We start from the raw sequence: 25,141 nt of genomic DNA on the forward strand, positions 1-25,141 counted from the left end.
GATCGCGCCCCGGCCCCGACCATGACCCGTGACCCGCTTGTGATCTCCATCGAGGACGAAGCCGCGACGACGCGGCTGGCGGAGGACGTGGCGGCCGTCGTGCGGCCGGGCGACCTGATCACCCTTTCCGGCCCGCTCGGCGCCGGCAAGACCACCTTCGCGCGCGCCCTGCTCCGCACGCTCGCCGACGATCCCGAGCTGGAGGTTCCGAGCCCCACCTACACGCTGCTGCAGCCCTACGAGCTGAAGCGCCTGACCATCGCCCACATGGACCTCTACCGGCTCGGCGATCCGTCCGAGGCCGCCGAGCTCGGCATCGACGAGCTCCTGGAAGCGGGCGCGGTGCTGATGGAATGGCCGGAACACGGCGCCGGCATGCTGCCGCCGGCCACGCTGGCGATCGCGATTGCGCCGGGCGCCGAGGCGGACCGGCGGACGGTGACCCTCGACGCCGCGCCCGACATGGCGCGCCGGCTGGAGCGCTCGCGCGCGGTGCGCGCCTTCCTCGACGCCGCCGGCTTCGCCGGTGCGGCCCGCCGCCACCTGCAGGGCGACGCCTCGTCGCGCACCTACGAGCGCATCCGCGCCGGCGACACCCGCGCCGTGCTGATGAACGCGCCGACCCAGCCCGACGGGCCGGCGATCTACGGCGGCGAACCCTATTCGCGCCGCGCCCATCTGGCCGAGAGCGTGCGGCCGTTCGTGGCGATCGGCGACGGGCTCCGGGCCCGCGGCTATTCCGCGCCAGAGGTGCTTGCCCACGATCTCGACGCCGGGCTGCTGCTCCTGGAGGACCTCGGCACCGAACCGATCCTGCAGGACGGCGCCGTGCTGGAGGAGCGCTACGGGCTGGCGGTCGACGTGCTGGCCGACCTGCACGGCCAGCCGATGCCGCGCGACCCCGCCGTACCGGGCGGCGGACGCCACCTGATCCCGCCCTTCGACAAGGGCGTGTTCGGGATCGAGTTGTCGCTCTATCCGGAGTGGTTCGTGCCGTTCGCGACCGGCGCCGCCATGGACGCGGAGACGCTCGGCGCCTTCGCCGAGGCCTGGGACGCGCTCTGGCCGTTCGTGGAGGAGGCCGAGACCTCCTGGCTGCTGCGCGACTATCACTCGCCCAACCTGATGTGGCTGCCGGAGCGCGGCGGACTGGCCACCGTCGGGCTTCTGGACTATCAGGACGCGCTGATCGGACCGACGGCGTACGACCTGGCCTCGCTCGCCCAGGACGCCCGCGTCACCGTTTCCGCCGACATCGAGACCCGCCTGCTTGCGCGCTACGAAGCCGCCCGCCGCGCCGCCGACCCGGCCTTCGACGCGGCCGGCTTCCGGCGCGCCTACACCGTCGTCGCCGCCCAGCGGGCGACCAAGATCCTGGGCATCTTCGCCCGCCTCAAGGTGCGCGACGACAAGCCCGCCTACCTCGCGCACCTGCCGCGCATCGCCGCCTATCTCGAGCGATCGCTGGCAGACCCCATTTTCGCCGAACTCAGAGGGTTCTACGAGCCGGCGCTCGCCATGCTTGCCCGCTCAGCCCCCAGCACCGAAGTCCTCCATCCATGACCACGCCCTCCACCCGTCCCACCCGCGCGATGGTGCTCGCCGCCGGCTTCGGCAAGCGCATGCGGCCCGTGACCGCCACCACGCCGAAGCCGCTGGTGGAGGTGGCCGGCCGCTCGCTGATCGACTACGGCCTCGACCGGCTGCAGAACGCCGGCGTCGAGGAGGCGGTGGTCAACGTCCACTATCTCGCCGACCTGATGGAGGTTCATCTCTCGCGCCGGAAGGCGCCGCGGGTGACGATCTCCGACGAGCGCGGCAAGCTGCTCGATACCGGCGGCGGCATCGCCAAGGCGCTTCCGCATTTCCGCGACGAGCCGTTCTTCCTGCTCAACGCCGACACCTTCTGGCTGGAGGGCGCGACGCCCAACCTGGTGCGGCTCGCCAACGCCTGGAACCCGGCCGAGATGGACGGGCTCCTGATGCTCGCCCCGACGGTGACCAGCATCGGCTACGACGGCACCGGCGATTTCGTGCTCTCCACCGACGGCCGGATCGCGCGGCGCAGCGAACGCCACGTGGCGCCGTTCGCCTATGCCGGCGCCGGCATCATTTCGCCGGGCCTGTTCCAGGACGTTCCCGAGGGCGGGTTCTCGCTGAACCTGCTGTTCGACCGGGCGATCGCCGACGGCCGCATGTTCGGGCTCCGGATGGACGGGCTGTGGCTGCACGTCGGCACGCCCAAGGCGATCCGCGACGCCGAGGCGGCGATCGCCGAGAGCGCCGCCTAGAGCCTTTTCCGATCAGGTGGGATCACCTGATCGATCAGAAATGGCTCCGGAATAGGAATCTGAGCCTCTCCGGCCGAAGCGGCGGCCGGCTTGCATTTTTCTTCGGAAGCGCCCGTTGCTCCGGAGCCGGACCGGACCGTCCACAGCCCGCTGTTGTCGCGGACGCTCCGGTGCGCGCATTCTGACCCGGCGGGCGTCCGAATCCACGCCGCCCGCGACGGAGCCGACGCCGACATGCCCGACACGGTGACATCCGAAACGGCCGGGGACACGGGCACGCCGCGCGTGTTCACCATCCCGCCGTCGGTGCCGTTCCTGCCGGCGCTCGTTGCGGCGCTCGCCGACGGCACGCTGTGGCCGGGCGGCCGGGTCCCCGACGATCCGCTGGCGCTGGCCGATGCCATCATCTACCTGCCGACCCGGCGCGCCGTGCGCGCGCTGGAGGCCGCCTTCCTGTCTGCGGCCCCCGGACCCAGCGTCGTGCTGCCGGACATCCGCGCCATCGGCGACGTCTCCGAGGACCTGCTGGTGCTCGACATTCTGGAGCGGGATGCGGGCGGAAAACCGGATTCCACTTTTCCTCATCCCTCCCTGGATCCCGACGACACCACGCTGCTGGCGCCGTCGCTGCCCGACCTGACCCGCCGCGTCGCCATGGCCGGCCTGGTCCGGCGCTGGGCGGAGCGGCTGTCGGCCGACACCCTCGACCTGCTTCCCGGCGACACCGTCGCCGTGCCGAGCTCGCCGGCCGACGCCGCCAGGCTCGCCAGCGACCTGCTCGCCCTCATGGACCAGGTGGAGACCCAGGAGGCCGACTGGACGGCCCTCGCCGACCTGGTGCCGGAGGAGCTTGCCCAGTACTGGCAGGTGACCACCACCTTCCTGTCCATCGCCGTCGAGGTCTGGCCGGCGTTCCTGGAGGAGCGCGGGGCGCTGGAACCGGCGCGCCGCCGGCGGCTGCTGATCGACGCGGAGACCGACCGCCTTGCCGCCGCGCCGCCGAAAGGACCGGTGATTGCCGCCGGCTCCACCGGCTCGATCCCGGCAACGGCGCGGCTGATCGCAACCATCGCGCGGATGCCCAACGGCGCGGTGGTGCTGCCCGGCCTCGACGGACACATCGACGACGCCGCATGGACCGCCATCGACGCGCGGCCTGCGCCGTCGTTCAGCCATCCCCAGTTCGGCCTGAAGCAGCTTCTGAAGCGCATCGGCCTCGACCGCACAGACGTCCCGGCCCTCGGCGCCGCCCCCTTGAGCGAAGCGGACGCCCGGGCGCGGATCGTCTCGGCGGCGTTCCGGCCGGCCTCCACCACCGACGCCTGGGCGGAGACCTTCGACGCGGCCGCCGCCGATGCCGCATCCCGTGGCCTGTCGCTGATCGAGGCGGAGACGGCGCGCGAGGAAGCGCTGGCGATCGCCATTGCGCTGCGCGAAACGCTGGAGCGGCCGGGCGCCACCGCCGCCCTCGTCACCCCCGACCGGGCGATCGCCCGCCGCGTCGCCGCCGAGATGCGCCGCTGGGAAATCTCCGTCGACGATTCCGCCGGCCGGCCGCTGGGCACCACCTCGGCCGGCGTGTTCGCGCGCCTGGCCGCGACCGCCGCCACCGAGGGCGACGCCCACACGATCATCGCGCTCCTCAAGCACCCGCTTTGCCGGCTCGGCATGCCGGCCGCCGACTACATGCGCGGCCTGGAAGGGCTGGAGCTCGGCGTCCTGCGCGGCCACCGGGTGCGCCCCGGATCGGCCGGGCTGCGCGCTGCCCTCGACCTGCGCGTCGAGCGGCTCGACGAGGAGCATCGCGGCGCCGACCACGCCCGCCGGCTGCGCTGGCTGGAGGCCGCCGCACCGCTCATCGACGCGCTGGAGCGCGCGCTTCAGCCGCTCGAGGCGCTCGCCACCGCGAAGGCCAGGGTGCCGCTCCACCGGCTGGCCGCCGCGCATCTCGCGGTTGTCGAGGCGCTCGCCGCCGATCCCGCCCTGCCGGACCGGCTGGCGCGGCGCGCCGACGGGCCGGTGCTGAGCGCGGCGCTCGCGGGCATCGCCGAGACCGGCGGCGTCGACTTCGAGGTGCTGCCCGGCGACTGGCCGTCGCTGTTCGAGGCGCTGGCCGGCGATGCCGCCGTCCGCGGCCCGGTGCCCACCGACGACCGGCTGTTCATCTGGGGCCCACTGGAAGCCCGCCTGCAGTCGGTCGACCGGCTGGTGATCGCCGGCCTGAACGAGGGAACCTGGCCGGCCGCCGTGGAGGTCGGACCATGGATGTCGCGCCCGATGCTCGGCACCTTCGGGCTGGAGCCGCCGGAACGCCGCATCGGCCTTGCCGCCCACGACGTGGCCCAGGCGCTCGGCGCCGGCGACGTGGTGATGAGCCGGGCCAAGCGCGTCTCCGGCACGCCGACGGTGGCGTCGCGCTGGCTGCAGCGGCTGCTGGCGGTCTGCGGGCCCGACGCGTCGAGGGCGATCGCCGCGCGCGGCCGCACCTATGTCGCCTGGGCCGGCGGCCTCGACACCCCCGACGGCCCGGCGGCCCCGGCATCCCGACCGAACCCTGCGCCGCCGGTGGAGGCGCGGCCCCGCCGGCTCGGCGTCACCGAGATCGGCACGCTGATCCGCGACCCTTACGCCGTCTACGCGCGCCGGGTGCTGGGGCTCTCGCCGCTGGATCCGATCGCCCCGTCGCTGGAGGCCTCCGAGCGCGGCACCCTGATCCACGACATCCTCGCCGACTTCATCCGCGACTGGCAGGGGCCGTTCGACGCCACCGCCCTCGCCGCGCTGGTGGCCATTGGCGAAAAGGCCTTCCGCGAGCTCGACGAGGCCGAGGTGACCGCCCTCTGGCTGCCGCGCTTCGCCCGCATCGCCGAGGCGTTCGTCGCGCTGGAGGCGGAGCGCGCCGCCGGCATCCGCGCCCGCCACGTCGAGATCGCCGGCCGGCTGGAGCGGTCCACCCCGGCCGGTCCGGTCACCATCACCGGCCGCGCCGACCGCATCGACGAGCAGACCGACGGCCGCGTCGTCCTCCTCGACTACAAGACCGGTACCGCGCCCTCGCCCCAGCAGGTGGCGACCCACCTGGAGCCGCAGCTCACCATCGAGGCGCTGATGCTGGCGGCCGGCGGCTTCGGGGCGCTGGGCAACCATCCGATCGCCGACCTCGCCTATGTCGAGCTGAAGGGGTCTAGGGACCCGGTGCGGCTGCGCTCGGTGCTCGACAACAAGGAGGCCAAGGACGCCGCCACCCTGGTGGGCGAGGTGGACGAGCGCCTGCGCGCGCTGCTCGAGCGCTACGCCTTCCCCTCCGCGGGCTACCTGTCGCGCGCCCGGGTGCGGCTGGAAAAGAGCTTCGACGGCGACTACGACCATCTCGCCCGCTCGCGGGAATGGGCGCTCTCGGTGGAGGGCGGCGAATGACCGTGCGCACCATCCCCGAGGCGACGCTGCTCGCCCAGGCGCGCGCCTCGGATCCCGGCGCCTCGGCCTGGGTGTCGGCCAACGCCGGCTCCGGCAAGACGCACGTGCTGGTGGAGCGGGTGGTCAACCTGCTGCTCTCCGGCGTGGCGCCCGGCAAGATCCTCTGCCTGACCTTCACCAACGCCGCCGCCGCGCAGATGTCCCAGCGGGTGTTCGACCGGCTGGCGGCGTTTGCCCGCGCCAGCGACGCCGAGCTCGACGGCCATCTCGCCGGCCGGCTCGGCCGCGCGCCGACGGCGGCCGACCGCGCCGGCGCGCGCCGGCTGTTTGCCGAGGCGCTGGAGACCCCGGGCGGCCTCAAGATCCAGACCATCCACGCCTTCTGCGCCGCCCTGCTGCACCAGTTTCCGCTGGAAGCGAACCTCGCCGCCCGCTTCACCGTGCTCGACGACGCCGCCAACGCCGAGCTCTGCGACAAGGCGATCGACGCGACGCTGACCGAGGCCGCCGCCGACCCCGGCGGACCGCTCGCCCGGGCGATCGCCGACATCCTGCCGCTGTCGGCCGACCTGACGCTGCTCGGCGCCGTGCGGGCGATGATCCGCGAGCGCGACGCCTTCCGGGCGTGGCTGGAGAGCGCCGGCGGGCTGGCGCCCGCCATCGACCGGCTGCGCGCCGCCCTCAGCCTCAGCCCGGCCGACACCCTCGACGGCCTCACCGACGAGATCCTCGGCTCGCCCGGCTTCGATCCCGCTTTCCGGCGCGCCTACGCCGAGGCCCTGTCCGCCGGCGGCGCCAACGACCGCAAGCAGCTCGACCGCATCAGCCTGTGCGGCGACGTCTCGGTGGAGCCGGCGGAGCGCGCCGAGGCGTGGCTCGACATGTTCCTGACGGCCAAACGCGAGCCCAGGGCCGCCTCCGGCGCCGGAACCAAGACGATCCTCGCGGCCCTGCCCGACCTCGCCGACCGCTACGCGGAAGAACAGGCGCGGCTCGTCGGCCTGCTGGAGAAGGCCCGCGCCATCCGCAACGTTTCGGCGACCGCCGCGCTCGCCTGCCTCGCCGACCGGGCGCTCGGCCACATGGAGGTGGAGAAGGCGCGCGAGGGCCTCGTCGACTACGACGACCAGATCGCCCGCACGGCCATGCTCTTGTCGCGCTCCGACGCCGCCCAGTGGATCCACTACAAGCTCGACCGCGGCATCGACCACATCCTGGTCGACGAGGCGCAGGACACCAGCCCGCGCCAGTGGGACATCGTCAACGCGCTGGCCGGCGAGTTCTTCGCCGGCGAAGGCGCCCGCGAGGGCCGCGTCCGCACGGTGTTCGCCGTCGGCGACGAGAAGCAGTCGATCTACGGCTTCCAGGGCGCCGCCCCCGACGCCTTCCACCGCCAGCACAGCCACTTCGAGGGCCAGGCGACCGCCATCGCCGCCACCTTCAACTCCGTCCACCTGACCCTGTCGTTCCGCTCCACCCCGGACGTGCTCGGCGCCGTCGACGCGGTGTTCGCCGACCCGGAGCTGCAGCGCCGCATCGCCAGCGACGGCGCCGCCACCGTGCACGAGCCGATCCGCGCCAACGAGCCGGGGCTGGTGACGGTCTGGCCGCTGATGGAATCGGTGACGGCCGACGCGCCGGACGACTGGACGCAGCCCATGGACCACGCGTCCGGCTCGTCGGGGCCGGTGCAGCTGGCGGAGCGGATCGCCGCCACGATCCGGCACTGGCTCGACAGCGAGGCCCGCCATCCGAACGGCGCGCCGATCCGCGCCGGCGACATTCTGGTGCTGCTGCGCAAGCGGGCACCGTTCGCCGACCTGGTCAACCGCGCCCTGAAGGCGGCGGGCGTTCCGGTCGCCGGTGCCGACCGCCTCACCGTCACCGAGCACATCGCGGTGGAGGACCTGATCGCGCTCGGCCGGGCGCTGCTGACCGGAGCCGACGACCTGTCGCTCGCCTGCGTGCTGAAGAGCCCGCTGTTCGGCCTCGACGAGGAGACGCTGTTCGGCCTCGCCCACGACCGCCACGGCACGCTTGCCGCCGCGCTCGACGAGGCGGCCGGGGAGGACGCGCGCCTTGCCGGCATCGCCGACCGGCTCGCCCGCTGGCGCCGCATCGCCCGCGCCGACCGGCCGTTCGACCTCTACGCCACCGTGCTCGGCGCCGACGACGGCCGCCGCCTGTTCCGGGCCCGCCTGGGCTCGGAGGTCGACGAGGTGCTGGACGCCTTCCTCGACATGGCGCTCGATTTCGAGCGCTCCGGCGTACCGACGCTGGAGGGCTTTCTCACCCGCGTCACCGCCACCGCCTCCGAGCTGAAGCGCGAGAGCGACGCCGCCTCGGACGCGGTGCGGGTGATGACCGTGCACGGCGCAAAGGGGCTGGAATCCCGCATCGTCTTCCTGGTCGACGGCTGCGGGGCGCCGCTGCATTCCCATCACGACCCGAAGATCGTGCCGATCGCGCCGGCCGCCCCTGACACGGTGCCGCCGCTCGCCTGGGCGCCGAACGGCGACCACCGGCCCCAGGCGGTGCTCGACGTGGTGCTCTCGGAACGCACGCGGCAGGAGGCGGAATACGCCCGGCTGCTCTATGTCGCGATGACCCGCGCCATGGACCAGCTGGTGGTCTGTGGCTGGTCGCCGGCGCGCGGGCCCCACGAGCACTCGTGGTACCGGCTGGTGGAGGCCGGGCTCGCCGACAGGCTGGTCGACATCCTCGGCGACGACGGCAAGACGGTGGTCGCCCGCGAGTGGCGCGGCATCACGCGGCCGCGCGCCGCCGGCGCGCCGGAGGAGGCGCCCCCCGCCGCCGAAGCCCCGGCGCCGCTGCCCGCCTGGGCCCGGCAGCCCGCCCCGCCGCCGGTGATCGAGGCGCCGGCCCTCAGCCCGTCGCGCGCCCTGCCCCATGCGGCACCACGCCGCTCGCCTTCCCCGTCGCCCGACACGGCCGGCATGGGCGAACCGTCGGGCCTGTCGCCCGAGGCCGCCCGCCAGGCCGCGATGCTGCGCGGCACGATCACCCACCGGTTGCTGGAGGTGCTGCCCGACATCGCTCCCGGCGACCGCCCGGCCGCCGCACGGCGGCTGGCCGCGGCCCAGCGCGGCGCGGCGGCGATCGATGCCGAGGCCATCGCCGCGGCGGCGCTGCGGATCCTGGAGGCCCCCGACTTCGCCGCCGTGTTCGGCCCCGGCAGCCGCGCCGAGGTGGGCCTCGCCGGCCACCTCACCGTCGCCGGGGCGCGCCGGCTGGTGACCGGCCGCGTCGACCGGATGATCCGGGGCGACGGCCGGGTGCTCATCGTCGACTACAAGAGCGACCGGCCCGCACCCGAGACGCTGGACGACGTGCCGCCCGCCTATCTGGCGCAGCTGGCGCTCTACCGGGAGATCCTGCGGCCACTGGAACCGCATGCGGCGATCGGCGCGGCGCTGGTGTGGACCGATACGGCCCGGCTGATGGCGATCCCGGACGCGGCGCTGGACGCCGTGCTGGCGCGCCTGAACGAGGCCCGGACCGAGGACTGAGGGGCGATTCGCATCGCCGCCTCCGCATGCCTGTCCTGGCGGCCCCGCAGGCCGCGCTCGCTTGACGCTGTTCGTCGCGCTACCTACCTTGCAGTCAACCTGAAGAGTCGCCGCCCGGCGGGTTCGCGCCCGCAGTTCCCGGACGTTTTCCGGCTTTTCTCTTCTGCCGGCCGAAAAGGCCGCCCCGCCGCCGAAAGTCCGGCGCCGGGTCTCCAGATCCGAGGTGTGCCATGAGCCCTTCCAACGTCACCGATTCCTCCTTCCAGGCCGACGTTCTCGACTCCAGCGAGCCGGTGGTCGTCGACTTCTGGGCCGAGTGGTGCGGCCCGTGCAAGATGATCGCCCCGTCGCTCGAGCAGATCGCGACGGAGATGGACGGCAAGGTGAAGATCGCCAAGCTGAACATCGACGAGAACCAGAACATCGCGATGAAGTACGGCGTGCGCTCGATCCCGACGCTGATCCTCTTCAAGGACGGCAAGCCGGCCGCCACCCAGGTGGGCGCCGTGCCGAAGGGGAAGCTGGTCGACTGGATCAACGCGTCGATCTGATCGCACGCTTCTGCGCCGAAAACGGGCCCGGTCGGCGACGGCCGGGCTCGCATTCGCGTGCGAGACCACCTAGATAGCCTGCAACAGGGCCGCATGCGGCGGCCCCTCCCTCCGACTGCCCAAGACGAGCGATGATGAGCAACGAGACCGCCAACAAGGCCAACCCGGACGAGATCGACCCCGAGCTGACCGCCGAGACGCCGGCCGAAGACGCTGCCGACGCGAGCGGCGTCGACGATCCGGTGACCGTGCTGGAGCGCGAGGTCGGCGACCTCCGGGATCAGCTGCTGCGCGCGCTCGCCGAGGCCGAGAACACCCGCCGCCGCGCCGAGCGCGACGTCGCCGACGCACGCCGCTATTCGGTGGCCGGCTTTGCCCGCGACATGCTGTCGGTGGGCGACAATTTCCGCCGCGCGCTGGAATCCATGCCGGAGGGCGACGCCCTCAAGGACCCGGCCGTGAAGTCGCTGGTCGACGGCATCCAGCTCACCGAGCGCGAGTTCCTGAACGCGCTGGAAAAGCACGGCATCGCCAAGATCGAGCCGCACGGCGAGCGCTTCGACCCGAACAAGCACCAGGCGATGTTCGAGGTTCCCAACGAGGAAGTGCCGAACGGCACCGTCGTGCAGGTCGTGCAGCCGGGCTACGTGATCGCCGACCGGGTGCTGCGCCCGGCGATGGTCGGCGTCTCCAAGGGCGGCCCGAAGGCCGCGCCGAAGCCCGACGCCGACGCCTGATCGAAGCTTCCGACAGTCAGACACGGCCCGGCAGACACCCGTCTGCCGGGCCGTTGTCGTATCGGCGCTCGTTCACGCTCGGCGCGCGCATATCGGCCGTTGACGGCGCACGAAGCGCGCATAGAGTGATCCGATGCCGCACGAATCCTCCACCCTCGACCTCTACGACCGCCGCATCCTGCGGGCGCTGCAGGACGACGGCGCGCTGACCAACCAGGCGCTGGCCGACATCGTCCACCTGTCGGCGTCCCAGTGTTCCCGCCGCCGCCAGCGGCTGGAGACCGACGGCCTGATCCGCGGCTACCGGGCCGACCTCGACGCCGCCCGGCTCGGCCTCACCATCACCGTCTACGTCAACGTGATGCTGAACACCCATTCGCCGGAGAACGCCGAGCGCTTCCAGCGGCTAGTGGCCCGCCTGCCGGAGGTGCAGGAGGCGCACGCCCTCACCGGCGACATGGACTATCTCCTGAAGATCGTGGTCGCCGACCTGCCGGCGCTGTCGGAGCTGATCAACGGCGCGCTGCTGCCCCACCAGTCGGTCTCGACGGTGAAGTCGTCGATCGTGCTGTCGACCCTGAAGGCCGACCACCGCCTGCCGATCCCGGAATAGGCCCGGCCATTCCCCGTCGCGGTTCCGGACGGCGAACCGGCGCCCGTTGCGCCCGGAAATTCCTTGGATTCAAGACCTTGCGCATTTTTCGCTCGGACCGCGTCGATCTGAACGAAAGGGAACGGCTCTAGTCCCAGCGCCCGGCGGCCGCATCGTCGGCCGACTTCGCCTCCACCCAGCCGCCGCTGGTGCCGTCGGCGAGGTGCTCCTTCTTCCAGAAGGGCGCGCGGGTCTTCAGGAAATCCATCAGGTACGAGGCCGCCTCGAAGGCGTCGCCGCGGTGCGCCGACGCGGCCGCCACCAGCACGATGGTCTCGCCGGGGCGGATCGGGCCGGAGCGGTGGACGACCCTGAGACCCATCAGCGGCCAGCGCGCGATCGCTTGCGCCGCGATGCGGCCGATCTCGGCCTCGGCCATGCCGGGATAATGCTCCAGCTCCAGCACCGACAGCCGGCCGCCCTCGTCGCGGCACAGCCCGGTGAAGGTCACCACCGCGCCGATGTCGGTGCGGCCCCCGGTGAGGGCCCCGGTCTCCGCGGCGACGTCGATGGGATCGAGGCCGACACGCACGACGGGCGCCGGCCAGGAGGGCGCGCTCACGGCAGTCACCCGCCGGTCATCGGCGGGAACAGCGCCACCTCGCGGGCGCCGGCGATCGGCGCGTCCTGCTGGGCGTGCATCCGGTCGACGGCGACGCGGATGGCGGCCGGCTCTTCCAGCGCGAAGGCGTGGTTGGGGCTGCGGTCCTTCAGCCAGGCGACCAGGTCGCCGGCGGTTGCGACGTCGGCCGGAAGGTCGATCTCTTCCTCCTCGACGCCGACCCGCTCGCGGACCCAGGCGAAATAGACGACACGCATCACTCGGCCTCGCTCAGATAGGGCAATCCCCCGCGGATATAGTCGACGCCGGTGTAGATGGTAAGGCCGGCGGCGATCCACAGGACGATGAGCCCCAGCCATTCGGTGGCCTGGGCGGCGGCACCGAGAACCGGCGCGAGCAGCAGGATGGCGATGGCGGCGAGCTGCGCGGTGGTCTTCCACTTGGCGAGCTTGGAGACGTGGATGACCACGGTGCCGCCGAGGAACTCGCGCAGGCCCGACACGAAGATCTCGCGCATCATGATGAACACCGCGGCGAGCACGTTCAGCCCGTCGATGGTGCCGTCGGCCGACAGCGCGATGAGCAGCGCGGCGACCACCAGCTTGTCGGCGATCGGATCGAGCATGCGCCCGAGCGCCGAGACCTGGTTCAGGGTGCGCGCCAGGTAGCCGTCGAGATAGTCGGTCAGCGCCGCCACGATGAACAGCACCGCCGCCACCCAGCGTGCCGTCGGATCGGGCACCAGCAGCAGCGCCGCGATGATGGGGACCGCGAGAATCCGGCCGTAGGTGAGGAGGTTGGGGACGGTGAAGGCGTTGGTGGTGCTCATGCTTCGACCGTCAAGCAAGCGCGGGGCCAGCCGGGCGCGTCCGCCTGGCGGGACCGGGGCCGGGCGGGCGCGGCATCTTCAAGGTGTTGAATCCGTAGCAATTTCCGACCGGTCCCTTGGGTTCGCCTGATCCGGAATGCGGGCGGCACAGAAAGACCACAGCCGACCGCACCCGTCAACGAAACCTCCCGGCGCGGCGAAGCGTTCCGCCGCGCCGCCGATGAATGCGGCCGGGGACGCCGCTCACTTCCGGGGCGGGATCGTCCTGAGGTAGGCGACGATGGCGTCGACGTCGTCGTCCAGCATGCCGTGATAGTAGGGATATCCCATCGGCGGCTTGAGCATGGTTCCGTCCGGCGCGACGCCGTCGGTGATCGCCTTCTTCACCTCCGCGTCGGACCAGGCGCCGATGCCGGCTTCCGGGTCCGGGGTGATGTTGGCGGCGACGGACGTGCCCCAGGGGCCGGGGAACTCGCGACCGCCGGCGCCCAGCCCCTCGATCGGATCCGGGTGCCCGTCGGTCCAGCGCGTGTGGCACTCCATGCAGTGGGCGATGGTGGTCAGGTAGAAGCCCTCGGTCACCACGTCGCGGTTGCGCGCCGCCTCCAGGATCGGCTTCTCGGCGCCCGGCAGCGGCTTCGCCTCGATCACCTGGCGGTATTCCGGCCCCGGCACGCTGTTCTCGATGGGCGTCACCGTGCGCAGATAGGCGACGATGGCGTCGAGGTCGCGCGGCGACAGCACCTTGTAGAAGGCGCTCGGCATCACCGGCGCCAGCGGCGTCCCGTCGCGGCGGACGCCCTCGACCAGCGCCGCCTTGATCTCCGCGTCGGTCCACTCGCCGAGGCCCGTCGCCTTGTCGGAGGTGATGTTGGGGGCCGTCACGGTGAACGGCTTGTCGTCGAAGGTCAGGCCGCCGGCCAGGAACTTCGCCTGGTCGGGCCCGGTGGGGCCGACGGGCGTATGGCAGTTGCCGCAGGCCATGACGGTGGTGACGAGATAGAAGCCACGCTCGGTGAGCGTTTCGGCGGAGGCGCCGGCCGACAGCGCGGCCAGGACGCCGATGCCGGCGAGCGCCGGCGCGAACCTGAACGACATTCGAGAGATCTCCGGGGATCGGCCGGCCGGTGGGCACAGGGAACCGGTGGCCGGAAACGATCGATTTCCAACGAAACTGCAGATGCCACGCCACGGCGGAGGGCCGCTGTGACGGACATCACAGGTCATTTCAAAGTCTGTGGACGCGGGAACACATGGACGCAGGGCGGCCTGGAAGGCTGTGCGAAGCTTTCCGGCCAGCTCTTACTTGTTATTACTTCAACCTGCGCGTTCGTGGAAGTGGGCGTAGATGAGTTTCGCCATCGCCTCGGAGATGCCGTCCACCGACAGGAGATCCTCAATTCCGGCCTTCGACACCGCCTTGGCGGTGCCGAAATGGCGCAGCAGCGCCCGCTTGCGCGCGGTGCCGATGCCGGCGATCTCGTCGAGCGGGTTGGCGTGGATCTCCTTCGACCGCTTCGCCCGGTGGGTGCCGATGGCGAAGCGGTGCGCCTCGTCGCGCAGGCGCTGCACGAAGTAGAGCACCGGGTCGCGCGGCGGCAGCCGGAACGGCTGCTTGCCGGGAATGTGGAACTCCTCACGGCCGGCGTCGCGGTCGACGCCCTTGGCCACCCCCACCAGCGGCAGGTCGGTGATGCCGAGGTCGGCCAGCGTCTCGCGCGCCGCGCCGAGCTGGGTGACGCCGCCGTCGATGAGCACCAGGTCCGGCCACGGCCCGATCCCCTCGTCGGGCGTCTCGCCGTCGCCGCGCGGGCCAGCTTCCTTCAGAAGCCGCTGGAACCGCCGCTGCAGCACCTCGCGCATCATCCCGATGTCGTCGCCGGGCGTCACCGTCTCCGACTTGATGTTGAACTTGCGGTAGTGCGCCTTGGCGAAGCCGTCCGGGCCAGCGACGATCATGCCGCCCACCGCGTTGGTGCCCATGATGTGGGAGTTGTCGTAGACCTCGATGCGGCGCGGCGTGGCGGGGAGGCCGAACACCTCGGCCACGCCCTTCAGCAGTGCCGCCTGGCTGGCGCTCTCGGCGAGCTTGCGGCCCAGCGCCTCGCGCGCATTCTGGCGCGCGTGGTCGACGAGCTCGCGCTTGGTGCCGCGCTGGGGCGCCGTCACCGTCACCTTGCGGTCGGAACGCTCCGACAGCGCCGCCTCCAAGAGCGCCTGCTCGGGCAGCGCCTCGGAGGTGAGGATCATCCGCGGGCACGGCTTGTCGTCGTAGAACTGGGCGAGGAAGCTCTCCAGCACCTCGGCCGTCGACCAGTGGGCGTCGGCCTTGGGGAAGTAGGCCCGGTTGCCCCAGTTCTGGCCGGTGCGGAAGAAGAACACCTGGATGCAGGTCTGCCCGCCCTCCTGGTGCACCGCGAAGACGTCGGCCTCCTCGATGCCCTGGGGATTGATGCCCTGGTGCTGCTGGATGTGGGAGAGCGCCGACAGCCGGTCGCGGTAGCGCGCCGCCTGCTCGAAATCGAGCCGGTCCGAGGCCCGCTCCATCTCGGTGGCGAGCTCCGCCTTCACCGCCCGGCTCTTGCCGTTCAGGAAGGCGCGCGCCTCGTCGACCAGCTCGGCGTAGCCGGCCGGGTCGATCTCGCCGGTGCAGGGACCCGAACAGCGCTTGATCTGGAACAGCAGGCACGGCCGGGTGCGGCTCTCGTAGACCGCATCGGTGCACGAGCGCAGCAGGAACGCCTTCTGCAGGGCATTGATGGTGCGGTCGACGGCGCCGGCCGACGCGAACGGCCCGAAATAGGCGCCCTTCTTGCTGCGCGCGCCCCGGTGCTTGAGGATCTGCGGCGCCTCGTGGTCGCCGGTGATCAGGATGTAGGGGAACGACTTGTCGTCGCGCAGCAGGACGTTGAAGCGCGGCCGCAGCCGCTTGATGAGGTTCGCCTCGAGCAGCAGCGCCTCGGTCTCGGTGCGGGTGGTGACGAACTCCATCGCCGCCGTCGACGCGATCATCGCCAGCGTACGGTTGGCAAGCCCCGTCGGCCGCGCGTAGTTGGCGACGCGCTTCTTCAGGCTGCGCGCCTTGCCGACGTACAGCACGTCGCCGTTGCGATCGAGCATCCGGTAGACGCCGGGCGCGTTCGGCAGCCGCTTCACCAGGTCGGCGATCAGGTCGGCGCCCAGCCGGCCGCCCTCGCCGTCGGCGGCGTCCGCGACGGGCTCGGGAGCGATCCGCTCGAAGGCGTCGTCGCCGGGCACGGACACCGGCCCCGGCGCGGCCGGGGGCTTGGGGTCCGCGGTTGTCGATTCGGTCATTCGGGAATCCCTAGGACGTCCGGTGTCTCCCAGGCAAGATGCTGGCCGCCGTCGAGCAGGATGGTCTGCCCGGTGATCGACGGCGTCTCGGCCAGGAAGCGCACCGTGGCGCCGAATTCGGTGAGCGCCGGCCCGCGCCCCAGCAGCACGGCGGCGGACTGCCGCGCGAAGTCGTCCGGGGACTGGCGGTCGCCCTTCAGCGTCGGGCCCGGCGCGATGGCGTTCACCCGGATCCGCGGCGCCAGCGCCTGGGCCATGGTGATGGTCATGGCCTCCAATGTGGCCTTCGAGGCGCCGTAGGAGAAGTGGCCGGGCACCGGTTTTCTGACGCGCTGGTCGGTGATGTTGACGATCAGCCCCCGCGCGTCGTCGCCGACCTGGCGGGCGAACGCCTGGGAGAGGAACACCGGCGCCGCGGCGTTCAGCGTCATGTGCGCCTGGAACACCTCCGGCGTCACCGCGTCGAAGCCGTCGTCGCCGAACAGCGCGGCGTTGTTGACGAGGATGCCCAGCGGCCCGACCGCCCCGGCGGCGCGCGCCACCAGGTCCGGCAGCCCCGCCAGGTCGCAGAGGTCGGCTTCCACCACCCGCACGTCGCCGCCCCGGTCGCGCAGCCCGGCCGCCAGCGCCTCCGCCTCGCCGGCCGAGCGGTGGCAGTGCAGCGCCACCCGGAAGCCGTGGGCGGCCAGGTCCTCGACGATGGCGCGGCCGATGCGGCGCCCGCCGCCGGTGACGAAGGCGGACCGAAGGGGAGACGAACCCATGATGCTCCTGCTCACTCTCAAGCCGTCTCCCGCCGGGCCCGCCCGACGTCACGGAACTCCGATACGCGTGCCGTCAGCCGAACACCGCGCCGGTGTCGGATGCCAGCACGACCCGCTTCAGCCGGTCGTCGGCGGGGTAGTCGAAACACGGCTGGCGCGGCGCCTCGCGCACGAGGTCGCCGTCGACCTCGACCGCGCTCACCCAGGAAACCCCGTAGCAGTCGGCCAGGTCGCGCACCGCGCGCCAGTGGCGGGCGCGATCCGGTTCGCCGCCGCGCGCCGCCTGCCGGATCCGCGCGCCGCAGTCCTGGTTGAATCCGAGGCACAGCGGCTCGTCCCAGCGCGCCCGGAGCGCGACGAAATCCCGCCACACCGCGCCGGTGACGACGAACACCACGTCCGGCCGCAATCCGGTGACGGCCGGACGGCGCCCCTCGTCCGGCGGATCTTCCAACAACAGCCGATTCGCTCCCGCCGACACGGCACCCGCCTCCCCGCAACCCGACCTCAGCTTGTCACATACGCCCGTTTCTTATAGGCGGATTGCATATCCGTCCTGCCCGCGTCGCCGGGCCTCGGCCCTGAGACAAGGCAAGATGATCCCTCCCGTCAACATCGTCTGCATGAAGTGGGGCACCGCCTACGGTCCGCACTACGTCAACCGGCTGCACGCCATGGTGGCCCGCCACCTGACGCGGCCGTTCCGGTTCATGTGCTTCACCGACGACGCGACCGGCATCGATGCCGGGATCGAGACGGCGCCGCTGCCGCCGATCACCCTCGACGCCTACCAGGAACTGCCCTGGAAGAAGGTGGCGCTGTTCAACCGGACGCTCGCCGACCTTCAGGGCACCGCGCTGTTCCTCGACCTCGACCTGATCGTCGTCGACAGCCTCGACCCGTTCTTCGACTACGAGCCCGGCAAGCTCTGCATCATCCACAACTGGACCCACCCGGACCGGCGCGTCGGGAACTCCTCGGTGTTCCGCTTCGAGATCGGCGCCGACCCGCAGGTGCTCGACACCTTCCACGAACACTCCGTCCAGCACTGGGTCGACCTCTACCGCAACGAGCAGGCCTACCTCTCGCACATGAAGCCGGACATCGAGTTCTGGCCGGCCGAGTGGTGCGTCTCCTTCAAGAAGCACTGCCTGCCGCGCGGCCTCCGCCGCTGGTTCGTGCCGGCAAAGATCCCCGAGGGCGCCCGCATCGTGGTGTTCCACGGCCATCCAAAGCCCGACGAGGCGTTCGAGGGGCGTTGGCCCGGCGGAATCCACAAGCAGCTCCGGCCGGCCCGCTGGATCGGCGACCACTGGCGCGTGTAGAGGCGTGTCCGTCGACGTCTCCTACCTGATCACCGTCTACAACAAGGCCGAGGCGCTGCCCGCGGTCTGGGAGAGCCTGCGGACCCAGGCCGGCGGACACAGCCGCGAGTTCGTGTTCGTGGACGACGCCTCCACCGACGGATCGCTGGCGATCCTGGAGAGCTTCGCCCGCGCCGACGACCGCGTCCGGGTGATCGCCGCCGCCGACAACCGCGGACCGGCCATCCGGCTCAACGAGGCCGCCCGCGCCGCCGGCGGGCGCTACCTGCATCCCCTCGACGGCGACGACCTCCTGCCGCCCAACGCCACCGCCTGGATGCTGGCGCGGCTCGCCGACACCGGCGCGCCGCTCCTCTACGGACGCCGCCGCAAGGAGACGCCCAAGCGGATCTCCGACGAGGCCCATGTGATGGTGGTCGACGAGACGCTGATCCAGGCGGCGAGCCGGCCGATCGTCCACATCGCGCTGATGGTCGAGCGGGCGCTCTATCTGCGCGCCGGCGGCTGCGACGAGGCGGTGTTCATCCAGGACCAGTCGCTGGCGCTGCGGCTGGCCGCCGCGGCCCCGCAGATGGCGCTCACCGACGCCACGGTGGTGGCGGCGCCGAAACAGGCCGCGCCGACGCTGTCGGCCGACAAGCGCCAGCAGCACCACGACCGCTTCCTCTCCGCCTGGCACATGCTCGAGACCCTGTCGCGCAGGCACCCGGCCCAGCCGGCGCTGGTGCGGCTGTGCATCTCCGCCGCCTGGAAGCTCCGCCGCGACGAGGGCGGGCTCGCCTGGCTGTCGGTGGATTTCTGGCGCTATCTCGGCTGCGAGATCGGCCTGCCCGTGGCCGGACCGGCAACGCTCGCCGGCATCGCCGAGCGAATGGCCGCGCTGCCGGGCATCAGGCGTCCTGCGGCGTAGGAACTAAACCCCTGCCTCCGGCGGAAACGCCCGTTCGATCCGCTTCGGGCAGCGCCACAGAAGCGTCAGCCCGCGCAGGCTGAGGAACGACACCAGCGCCAGCCAGAGGCCGTGGTTGCCGAAGGCCGGCGCCGCCACCGCCCAGATGGCGAAGTAGGCGGCCAGCGAGGCGAGCATCATGTTGCGCATGTCGCCGGTCCAGGTGGCGCCGATGAACACCCCGTCCATCTCGAAGGCGAGCACGCCGGCGAGCGGCAGCAGCATCGCCCAGACCAGGTATTCGCGCGCCGTCTCGCGCACCGCCGACGAGGTGGTGATGAAGTCGATCAGCGCGCCGCCGCCGGCCACGGTCGCCAGCGACAGCACCGCCGCCAGCGCGAAGCCCCAGCCGACGCAGAGCCGCACCGCGCGCTCGAACGCCGGGCGGTAGCGCGCGCCCAGCGCCCGGCCGGTGAGCTGCTCGGCGGCGGTGGCGAACCCGTCCAGGATGAACGAGCCCAGCATGAAGAAATTCATCAGCACGGCGTTGGCCGCCAGCGTCACGTCGCCGGCCTGGGCGCCCTGGGCCGTGAAGAAGGTGAACGCCGTCATCAGCGCCACCGAGCGGATCATGATGTCGCGGTTGACCGCGCCCATGCGCAGGAACTGGGCGCGGTCGGCGATCCGGCTCCAGGCCGGCCAGGCATCGGCCCGCGACAGCCGCAGCACCACCCCGACCGAGACCGCGAACGCCGTCGCCTCCGCCGCCACCGATGCCCAGGCGACGCCGGCCACCCCGTGGTCGAGCACCAGCACCAGCAGGATGTTGAGCACCACGTTGACGCCGGCCAGCACGAACTGGATGGCGAGCCCGATGCCGGCGCGGCCGAGGCCCAGCAGCCAGCCGAGGATCGCGTAGTTCATGAACTGGATCGGGGAAGCGAGCACCCGGATCTCGAAATAGGTGCGGGTGGCCCGGTCGACCGCCTCGCTCGCCCCCATCAGCGACAGGAAGCCGGCGAGGATCGGCCCCTGCAGCGCGATCACCACCGCGCCCGCCGCCAGCGCCACCATCAGCGCGCGCACCAGCACGGCCTGGATCTCGACCTTGTCGTCGGCCCCCAGCGCCTGCGCCGCCAGCCCGGTGGTCCCCATCCGGAGGAAGTTGAACGTGGTGCCGAGGAAGTTGAACAGGATGGCGCCGACCGCGATCGCCCCCAGCAGCGCCGCGTTGCCGAGCTGGCCGATGACCGCCGTGTCGGAAATGCCCACCAGCGGCGTCGTCACGTAGGCGAGCGTCATCGGCACGGCGATGGCCAGCACCATGCGGTGGGTCACCGCGAACGGGCGGACGCGCGGAGCGGCTGGACTGTCCATTGACCGGAAGGGATCCTGAGAGGAAGGCGCGGGCTGCAGTGTCCCCGGATTCGCGCGTTCTGCCTATCGCGATCCGGCGCCGCCGTCACCCCGCGCAGCGCTTCGGGAGATCCTCGACGAGCGCATCCAAGGCGAGCCGCACGCGCAGCGGCAGGCTGTGGGTCTGGGGCCAGAGCGCCGACGTCTCGAGCACGAGCCCCGGTACGGTGTCGAGCAGGGTCACGAGCTCCCCGTTCGCCAGCCGGTCGGCGACCAGCCATCCCGGCAGCCACGTCAGCCCGTGACCGGCGGCCGTGGCATCCGCGATCGCTTCCAGGTCGTCGAAGCTCATCCGGCTCGGCGGAAAGACGTGACGCTCGCCGTCCTCCACGGGAAACCGCCAGGGGGCCGTCCGCCCGGCCCGCACGTAGGTGATGGCGTGGTGGGTGTCGAGGCCGTCCAGGGAGGCGGGACCGCCGTGCGCGGCGAGATAGGCGGGGGATGCGCACACGACCATCTGCTGGGTCGCGACGCGGCGCATGGTCAGCCCCGGCACGGTCTCTACCGGAGCGTTGCGGATGGCCAGGTCGAACCCGTCCTCCACGAGGTCGACGGGGCGGTCGCTGAAGGAGATGTGGAGTTCCAGCTTCGCGTGCCGGGCCGCGAAGTCCGCCAGGATCGGCGCCACGCACCGCCGGCCGAACAGGACCGGGACGGAGACGCGCAATCGCCCGGTCACCTCGTGCCTGCCGGACTCCAGCATCGCCGCTCCGGCGGCAAGCTCGGCCAGGGCCCGCACGCAGCGCTCGAAATAGAGCTGGCCGTCCTCGGTCAGATGCTGGCTGCGCGTCGTGCGGTGAAACAGGCGAACGCCAAGGCGCACTTCCAGGCGGCCGATGGTCTTGGCGACGGCCGAGCGCGTCAGGTTGACCCGCTCGGCGGCCGCGGCAAAGCTGCCCGCCTCCACCACGGTCACGAAGATGTCGATACCCGTCAGGCCGTCGCGCACATCCATCTCCCCGGAGCGGCTGCTGCCGTGACGTTTCACAGTCGAGCCAGCACCGCCCCTTTTGGCGAACCTGACGCGACAAATATCGGAAAAATCGTCGCCACTGAAGATTTATGTTCCCCGCTAGGGTCTCCGCCAACACAGGAGACCTGCCATGACACAGACGACGATGCGCCGCTGGGAGATGGATGCGGTCGGCCGGGACCGGCTGACCCTGCGGGAGGTGCCGGTGCCCACCCCGGGACCGGGCGAACTTCTCGTGCGGGTCGATGCCGTGTCGCTCAACTACCGCGACAAGCTGGTCGTCGAGACCGGCATGGGCCTCGATCTCGCCTTCCCGTTCGCCCCGGCGTCCGATCTCGCCGGCACCGTCGTCGCGCCGGGCGACGGCGCGCGCCGGTTTGCGGCCGGCGATCGGGTGATCTCGACCTTCGCGCCGGGCTGGATCGACGGCCTGCCGGATGGTCCGTCCCGAACCCGGCCCCACCGCACGCTCGGCGGCCTCTGCCCGGGCGTGCTCGCCGACTACGTCGCCTTTCCCGAGGACTGGTTCGTGCGCGCCCCGGAGACCCTCTCCCCCGGCGAGGCCAGCACGCTCCCCTGCGCCGCCCTCACCGCGTGGTTCGCGCTGGTGGAGAACGGCCGGCTGCGCGCCGGCCAGACGGTCCTGCTCGAGGGCACCGGCGGGGTGTCTCTGGCCGGCCTCCAGATCGCCAGGGCCCACGGAGCGACCGCGATCGTGACCTCCAGCGGCCCCGACAAGCTGGAGCGGGTCCGCGCGCTCGGAGCCGATTACGGCGTCGACCGAACCGCCGGAGACTGGGTCGAGGCGGTCCGCGCGATCACCGGCGGACGCGGCGTCGACCACGTGCTGGAAGTGGTCGGCGGCGCGAACCTCGAGAAGGCGTGCGCCGTCGCCGCCGTGGGCGGCCATATCGCGGTGATCGGCATTCTGGAGGGGCTGACGGCGAGCGCCTCCATCGCCGACATCCTGCTGAAGCAGCTCATCATCCGGGGCGTCGCCGTGGGCCACCGCCGCGCGCTTGCCGACCTCGTGGCGGCCGTGGACACCGCCGGCATCAGGCCGGTCATCGACCGCACCTATCGGTTCGACGAGCTCCAGGCGGCGCTGGACCATCTCGACCGCGGCCCCTTCGGCAAGGTGGTCATCGAGACCAGCTAGGCCGTCTGATCCTTGAATGGACGTCTGGAGGGCTGATTTCGTTGACCGAGTTCAGCATCCCGGCCTTCACCCGTCGCGCCGGGTCGCGTGATCGACGGATGCCTGCTTCGGCTTCGAACAACAAAACACTTCAAAGCCGGAAAGTGATCCAGCTTTGAAGTGTTTCGATCCAACTATTCGGAAGTTACTGCGCCCGTTGGTTCTTGCTCATACCGACAGACTTGTAGTCGTACGTCGGGTAGACTTCGATTGTGTAGACGCCCCATGCCGTGTCTTTCAGCAGGCGATTGAGTTCCTGCAGTCGCGTCACGGGCAATCGCACCACGATGATCTGCCCAAGCCCCATGACCTGATGCCAGCTCACCACGTCCATGCCGGGCGGCGGAAAGGCCTTATAGTGGCCCTGCTCGGTAAGCTGATCCTGCAACTGCTTCAGCGGCCTGGACTGGTCGTGCCTCAGGATGATGGTCAGTTCGAGGGCGTTGTCCTCCGTCGCCTTCTCGTTGCCGACCGGGGGATTTTCCACGGCGGTCAACGCCGAGGCGGTTCCGGTGCCGAGCAGGCCGAAAGCCAGCGCGGCAACTGCTGCGGTGCGCACGGCGAGGTGAGGTAATCTGGTAAACTTCATGGAGATTGATCCTATTTCTTGGCGCTGAAAGATCAGCGCGTTCCATATTTTCTTTTTAGAATTGTCGACAGGGGAAAGAAATACCACGTTTAATTCCGATCCATTGATATTTTTCCTGGAAATCGGATTGCTCTCGAGGATTCGAAGCAGGAAAAACTGTTGAAATATGCCTGATTGCCGTGAATTTTATTTCAATGGATGATCGACCTCGCGACGGAACGGCGGCGGCGTAGCCGGAAAAGGGTACCTGACGGGAAGCGGCCTGTCGGCGGCATCCGGAGCGTCGACACCCGGTTCCACCTGGAGCCTTGAGCACTCCGGCCGGTGCGGCGTCGCATTGCCCGCCGCGCACGCCGCGCCATAATGCGGGCATGAGCCTCCCGATCGTTCACAACCCCCGCTACAACGCCGAATTCCCGGCCGACCACCGCTTTCCGATGGGCAAGTTCCAGCGGCTGGCGGAGGTGCTGATGGAAGAGGGGCTCGCCGGGCCGGGCACCTTCCACGTGCCCGCCGAGGCGCCGGCCTCGTGGATCGCGCTCGCCCACGACCGCGCCTACGTCGACCAGGTGTTCGCCTCCGCCGTTCCCGCCGCGATCGCCCGCGAGATCGGCTTCGCCATGACGCCGCCGGTGGCGTTGCGCGCCCGCTGCGCCAGCGCCGGCACGCTGATGACGGCGCGCCTCGCCATGGAGCACGGCATCGCCTGCAACACCGCCGGCGGCAGCCACCACGCCCGCTTCGCCCAGGGCGCCGGCTTCTGCGTCTTCAACGACGTGGCGGTGGCGATCCGGGTGCTGCTGGCCGACGGCGCCATCGAGCGCGCCCTGGTCGTCGACTGCGACGTGCACCAGGGCGACGGCACGGCGGCGATCTTCGCCGGCGACCCGTCGGTGTTCACCCTGTCGCTGCACGCCGAGAAGAACTACCCCGTCCGCAAGGTGCCCTCGTCCCTCGACGTGCCGCTGTTCGACGACTGCGGCGACACGGAGTACCTGGAGGCGTTGCGCGCGGCGGTCGGCCCCGCGATCGTCAACTTCCGGCCCGACATCGTCTTCTACAACGCCGGCGTCGACCCGCACCGCGACGACCGGCTCGGCCGCCTGTCGCTGTCGGACGAGGGGCTGGTGGACCGCGACCGCTTCGTCATCGACGCGGTGCGCGAGGCCGGCATTCCGCTCGCCGGCGTCCTCGGCGGCGGCTACCAGCGCGACATCGACAGCCTCGCCCGCCGCCACGCGACCCTGCACCGGGTGGCGTCGGAGTTCGTGTGAACCTCACAGCACAGGCAGCACCCGCGCCAGGATCTTCGCCGACGATGCCGAGACGGCCTCGACGAAGGCGGTGAAGTCGAAGCGCGACTCGTGGCCGGCGAGGTCCGACAGCGCCCGGATGACGACGCACTCCACCCCGTGCATCTCCGCCACCTGGGCGAGCGCTGCCCCCTCCATCTCCACCGCGTGGCCGCCATAGGTCTCGAACAGGCGCATCCGCGTCGCCTCGCAGTTCACGTACTGGTCGCCGGTGAGCACCGTGCCGAAGACGACCTTCGGCGGCCGCCCGTCGCCGCCGGCCGCCGCCGCCATCGGATCCAGCGCCAGCCCGGCGAGCGCCGCCTCGATGCGGGCGCGGGTGTCGGCGCCGAGGTGATAGCCGAACGCCTCGGTGGGCAGGAAGAACGGCAGGTGGCCGGGCTGGTAGGGCTGCATCCGGTCGCCCTCGAACCAGCCGAAATCGTGCTGCACCAGCCGCTCGGCGATCACCACGTCGCCGATGGCGAGCGCCGGGTCGAGCCCGCCGGCGACGCCGGAGAACACGATCTGCCGCGCCCCGAAGCGGTCGATCAGCAGCGTCGCCACCATCGCGGCGTTGACCTTGCCGATGCCGGTGCCGACCAGCACCACGTCGCGGCCGAACAGCCGGCCGTGGTCGAACCTCAGGTGGGCGATCTCCACCGTCTCGCGGTGGTCGAGCGCGGCGCGCAGCGCCGCGAGCTCCTGCGGGATGGCGCACTGGATGGCGATGGTCACGGGCGAAGGCTCCGGCTGGCTGGAGGAGGGCGGATCCCAAAAGAGGCAGAGACGGGCGCCGATCGCAAGCCGC

22 protein-coding genes are annotated in these 25,141 nt (G+C 71.5%); 11 read left to right on the plus strand and 11 right to left on the minus strand.

The window, feature by feature from the left end:
- The first annotated feature begins 21 nt into the window (after positions 1-21).
- From tsaE to AB7M35_RS22190, 7 genes are all read left to right on the plus strand, one after another.
- Entirely contained in the window at positions 22-1,563 is a 1,542-nt protein-coding gene (tsaE, locus tag AB7M35_RS22160) for a tRNA (adenosine(37)-N6)-threonylcarbamoyltransferase complex ATPase subunit type 1 TsaE (protein WP_453962723.1), read from the plus strand.
- Positions 1,560-2,291 (plus strand): nucleotidyltransferase family protein, encoded by a 732-nt coding sequence (locus AB7M35_RS22165; RefSeq protein ID WP_453962724.1) that lies wholly within the window; start codon positions 1,560-1,562, stop codon positions 2,289-2,291. The genes tsaE and AB7M35_RS22165 overlap by 4 nt, the downstream gene beginning before the upstream one ends.
- Positions 2,292-2,525: 234 nt before the next feature.
- A complete protein-coding gene (gene addB / locus AB7M35_RS22170; RefSeq protein WP_453962726.1) occupies positions 2,526-5,708 on the plus strand; it encodes a double-strand break repair protein AddB in 3,183 nt (1,060 codons plus the stop codon).
- On the plus strand, positions 5,705-9,238 hold the full coding sequence (addA, locus tag AB7M35_RS22175) for a double-strand break repair helicase AddA (RefSeq protein WP_453962727.1): 3,534 nt from the start codon (positions 5,705-5,707) through the stop codon (positions 9,236-9,238). Before addB ends, addA begins: the two co-directional genes overlap by 4 nt.
- 230 nt (positions 9,239-9,468) lie before the next feature.
- On the plus strand, positions 9,469-9,789 hold the full coding sequence (gene trxA, locus AB7M35_RS22180) for a thioredoxin (RefSeq protein ID WP_453962729.1): 321 nt from the start codon (positions 9,469-9,471) through the stop codon (positions 9,787-9,789).
- 131 nt (positions 9,790-9,920) lie between these two features.
- A complete protein-coding gene (grpE, locus tag AB7M35_RS22185; protein WP_453962731.1) occupies positions 9,921-10,526 on the plus strand; it encodes a nucleotide exchange factor GrpE in 606 nt (201 codons plus the stop codon).
- Between the two features lie 133 nt (positions 10,527-10,659).
- On the plus strand, positions 10,660-11,139 hold the full coding sequence (locus tag AB7M35_RS22190; RefSeq protein ID WP_453962732.1) for an Lrp/AsnC family transcriptional regulator: 480 nt from the start codon (positions 10,660-10,662) through the stop codon (positions 11,137-11,139).
- 127 nt (positions 11,140-11,266) lie between these two features.
- Here the strand turns inward: AB7M35_RS22190 and AB7M35_RS22195 are convergent, their stop codons facing one another.
- The 7 genes from AB7M35_RS22195 to AB7M35_RS22225 all read right to left on the minus strand — a co-directional run bounded on the left by AB7M35_RS22195 (position 11,267) and on the right by AB7M35_RS22225 (position 17,105).
- A complete protein-coding gene (locus AB7M35_RS22195) occupies positions 11,267-11,740 on the minus strand; it encodes a molybdenum cofactor biosynthesis protein MoaE (RefSeq protein ID WP_453962733.1) in 474 nt (157 codons plus the stop codon).
- A 5-nt stretch (positions 11,741-11,745) separates the two neighbouring features.
- Positions 11,746-11,997 carry a molybdopterin converting factor subunit 1 gene (gene moaD, locus AB7M35_RS22200; protein ID WP_453962735.1) on the minus strand — a complete coding sequence of 84 codons (252 nt, stop codon included), beginning with the start codon at positions 11,995-11,997 and terminating at the stop codon, positions 11,746-11,748.
- Positions 11,997-12,569, minus strand: coding sequence for a CDP-diacylglycerol--glycerol-3-phosphate 3-phosphatidyltransferase (gene pgsA, locus AB7M35_RS22205; protein ID WP_453962737.1), 573 nt, complete (start codon positions 12,567-12,569; stop codon positions 11,997-11,999). The genes moaD and pgsA overlap by 1 nt, the downstream gene beginning before the upstream one ends.
- Positions 12,570-12,812: 243 nt before the next feature.
- Positions 12,813-13,667, minus strand: coding sequence for a cytochrome c (locus AB7M35_RS22210; RefSeq protein WP_453962738.1), 855 nt, complete (start codon positions 13,665-13,667; stop codon positions 12,813-12,815).
- Between the two features lie 219 nt (positions 13,668-13,886).
- Positions 13,887-15,884 (minus strand): excinuclease ABC subunit UvrC, encoded by a 1,998-nt coding sequence (gene uvrC, locus AB7M35_RS22215; protein WP_453962740.1) that lies wholly within the window; start codon positions 15,882-15,884, stop codon positions 13,887-13,889.
- Positions 15,881-16,648: an SDR family oxidoreductase gene (locus AB7M35_RS22220; protein ID WP_453962742.1), complete on the minus strand. Its 768-nt coding sequence runs from the start codon at positions 16,646-16,648 to the stop codon at positions 15,881-15,883. The genes uvrC and AB7M35_RS22220 overlap by 4 nt, the downstream gene beginning before the upstream one ends.
- A gap of 73 nt (positions 16,649-16,721) precedes the next feature.
- Positions 16,722-17,105, minus strand: a complete 384-nt coding sequence (locus AB7M35_RS22225) for a hypothetical protein (protein ID WP_453962743.1) — start codon at positions 17,103-17,105, stop codon at positions 16,722-16,724.
- A 139-nt stretch (positions 17,106-17,244) separates the two neighbouring features.
- Here AB7M35_RS22225 and AB7M35_RS22230 point away from each other — a divergent pair, with 139 nt between their 5' ends.
- On the plus strand, positions 17,245-17,973 hold the full coding sequence (locus AB7M35_RS22230; protein ID WP_453962744.1) for a hypothetical protein: 729 nt from the start codon (positions 17,245-17,247) through the stop codon (positions 17,971-17,973).
- 4 nt (positions 17,974-17,977) lie between these two features.
- The gene (locus tag AB7M35_RS22235) at positions 17,978-18,883 is read left to right on the plus strand and encodes a glycosyltransferase family 2 protein (protein WP_453962746.1); all 906 of its coding nucleotides are present in this window, start codon (positions 17,978-17,980) and stop codon (positions 18,881-18,883) included.
- Between the two features lie 3 nt (positions 18,884-18,886).
- Here the strand turns inward: AB7M35_RS22235 and AB7M35_RS22240 are convergent, their stop codons facing one another.
- Positions 18,887-20,239, minus strand: a complete 1,353-nt coding sequence (locus AB7M35_RS22240) for an MATE family efflux transporter (RefSeq protein WP_453962748.1) — start codon at positions 20,237-20,239, stop codon at positions 18,887-18,889.
- An 85-nt stretch (positions 20,240-20,324) separates the two neighbouring features.
- Positions 20,325-21,233: a LysR family transcriptional regulator gene (locus AB7M35_RS22245; RefSeq protein ID WP_453962749.1), complete on the minus strand. Its 909-nt coding sequence runs from the start codon at positions 21,231-21,233 to the stop codon at positions 20,325-20,327.
- A 148-nt stretch (positions 21,234-21,381) separates the two neighbouring features.
- Between AB7M35_RS22245 and AB7M35_RS22250 the strand changes: the two genes are divergently transcribed.
- Entirely contained in the window at positions 21,382-22,410 is a 1,029-nt protein-coding gene (locus AB7M35_RS22250; RefSeq protein WP_453962751.1) for a zinc-dependent alcohol dehydrogenase family protein, read from the plus strand.
- Positions 22,411-22,594: 184 nt separating this feature from the next.
- Here the strand turns inward: AB7M35_RS22250 and AB7M35_RS22255 are convergent, their stop codons facing one another.
- Entirely contained in the window at positions 22,595-23,038 is a 444-nt protein-coding gene (locus tag AB7M35_RS22255) for a hypothetical protein (RefSeq protein ID WP_453962753.1), read from the minus strand.
- A gap of 371 nt (positions 23,039-23,409) precedes the next feature.
- On the opposite strand from AB7M35_RS22255, the gene AB7M35_RS22260 reads away from it, so the two are divergent.
- Positions 23,410-24,312: a histone deacetylase family protein gene (locus AB7M35_RS22260; protein WP_453962755.1), complete on the plus strand. Its 903-nt coding sequence runs from the start codon at positions 23,410-23,412 to the stop codon at positions 24,310-24,312.
- Positions 24,313-24,315: 3 nt separating this feature from the next.
- Here AB7M35_RS22260 and AB7M35_RS22265 read toward each other — a convergent pair whose 3' ends face one another.
- A complete protein-coding gene (locus tag AB7M35_RS22265) occupies positions 24,316-25,068 on the minus strand; it encodes a 5'-methylthioadenosine/adenosylhomocysteine nucleosidase (RefSeq protein ID WP_453962757.1) in 753 nt (250 codons plus the stop codon).
- Positions 25,069-25,141 lie beyond the last annotated feature (73 nt).

This window comes from Amorphus suaedae (genome assembly GCF_053629675.1).

Bases quoted from the DNA above. Each gene is read 5' to 3' on its own strand.
- AB7M35_RS22240 (WP_453962748.1), bottom strand. From the start codon at position 20,239: ATGGACAGTCCAGCCGCTCCGCGCGTCCGCCCGTTCGCGGTGACCCAC.
- AB7M35_RS22230 (WP_453962744.1), top strand. From the start codon at position 17,245: ATGATCCCTCCCGTCAACATCGTCTGCATGAAGTGGGGCACCGCCTAC.
- grpE (WP_453962731.1), top strand. From the start codon at position 9,921: ATGATGAGCAACGAGACCGCCAACAAGGCCAACCCGGACGAGATCGAC.
- moaD (WP_453962735.1), bottom strand. From the start codon at position 11,997: ATGCGTGTCGTCTATTTCGCCTGGGTCCGCGAGCGGGTCGGCGTCGAG.
- tsaE (WP_453962723.1), top strand. From the start codon at position 22: ATGACCCGTGACCCGCTTGTGATCTCCATCGAGGACGAAGCCGCGACG.
- AB7M35_RS22250 (WP_453962751.1), top strand. From the start codon at position 21,382: ATGACACAGACGACGATGCGCCGCTGGGAGATGGATGCGGTCGGCCGG.
- addB (WP_453962726.1), top strand. From the start codon at position 2,526: ATGCCCGACACGGTGACATCCGAAACGGCCGGGGACACGGGCACGCCG.
- pgsA (WP_453962737.1), bottom strand. From the start codon at position 12,569: ATGAGCACCACCAACGCCTTCACCGTCCCCAACCTCCTCACCTACGGC.
- AB7M35_RS22190 (WP_453962732.1), top strand. From the start codon at position 10,660: ATGCCGCACGAATCCTCCACCCTCGACCTCTACGACCGCCGCATCCTG.
- uvrC (WP_453962740.1), bottom strand. From the start codon at position 15,884: ATGACCGAATCGACAACCGCGGACCCCAAGCCCCCGGCCGCGCCGGGG.
- AB7M35_RS22165 (WP_453962724.1), top strand. From the start codon at position 1,560: ATGACCACGCCCTCCACCCGTCCCACCCGCGCGATGGTGCTCGCCGCC.
- addA (WP_453962727.1), top strand. From the start codon at position 5,705: ATGACCGTGCGCACCATCCCCGAGGCGACGCTGCTCGCCCAGGCGCGC.
- AB7M35_RS22255 (WP_453962753.1), bottom strand. From the start codon at position 23,038: ATGAAGTTTACCAGATTACCTCACCTCGCCGTGCGCACCGCAGCAGTT.
- AB7M35_RS22220 (WP_453962742.1), bottom strand. From the start codon at position 16,648: ATGGGTTCGTCTCCCCTTCGGTCCGCCTTCGTCACCGGCGGCGGGCGC.
- AB7M35_RS22210 (WP_453962738.1), bottom strand. From the start codon at position 13,667: ATGTCGTTCAGGTTCGCGCCGGCGCTCGCCGGCATCGGCGTCCTGGCC.
- trxA (WP_453962729.1), top strand. From the start codon at position 9,469: ATGAGCCCTTCCAACGTCACCGATTCCTCCTTCCAGGCCGACGTTCTC.
- AB7M35_RS22260 (WP_453962755.1), top strand. From the start codon at position 23,410: ATGAGCCTCCCGATCGTTCACAACCCCCGCTACAACGCCGAATTCCCG.
- AB7M35_RS22245 (WP_453962749.1), bottom strand. From the start codon at position 21,233: ATGGATGTGCGCGACGGCCTGACGGGTATCGACATCTTCGTGACCGTG.